Below are 704 nucleotides of genomic sequence, written 5' to 3'. Positions count from 1 at the left end.
CCGACGTGGAGCACCTCTACGACGCCACGCACCCGATCCGCAGCACCATCGACGCATGGGGCAGCTACGGCATCGTCTCGACGCCGCTGATCTGGGAAGGCCAGGCGCTCGGGCTGCTCAATGTGACGAGACAAGCCCCCGCCAGCTTCAACGAGGGTGAGCTGACGCTGCTGCGCACCTTCGCCGACCAGGTGGTCATCGCCATCCAGAATGCACGCTTGTTCAGGGAGACGCAGGAGGCGCGCACCGCCGCCGAAGCCGCCAACGAAGCCAAGAGCGCCTTCCTGGCGACCATGAGCCACGAGATTCGCACGCCGATGAACGCGGTGATCGGCATGAGCGGGTTGCTGCTGGACACACCGCTGACGGAAGACCAGCGCGACTTCGCCACCACCATCCGCGACAGCGGCGATTCGCTGCTGACCATCATCAACGACATCCTGGACTGCTCCAAGATCGAAGCCGGGCGCATGGACATCGAGCGCCATTCGTTTGACTTGCGCGAGTGTGTGGAGTCGGCGATGGACCTGATCGGCCCGCGTGCGGCCGAGAAACGTCTGGACATCGCTTACCTCTTTGAAGGCGATGTGCCACCCGTCATCGACGGCGACGTCACGCGGCTGCGCCAGGTGCTGCGGAATCTGCGGAGCAACTCGGTGAAGTTCACCGAGGCGGGCGAAGTGGTGCTGACCGTGCGGGTCGAG

The 704-nt window shown here is 64.8% G+C and carries 1 protein-coding gene; it reads left to right on the top strand.

From position 1 onward, the window contains the following. Nucleotides 1-704, top strand: a 704-nt coding sequence (locus tag AC01FP_RS18410) for a histidine kinase dimerization/phospho-acceptor domain-containing protein (protein ID WP_474482304.1), incomplete at both ends; no start/stop codon positions are given.

It is taken from the genome of Cyanobium sp. NIVA-CYA 375, assembly GCF_056108345.1.
This window is presented reverse-complemented; position numbering and strand designations above follow the sequence as displayed.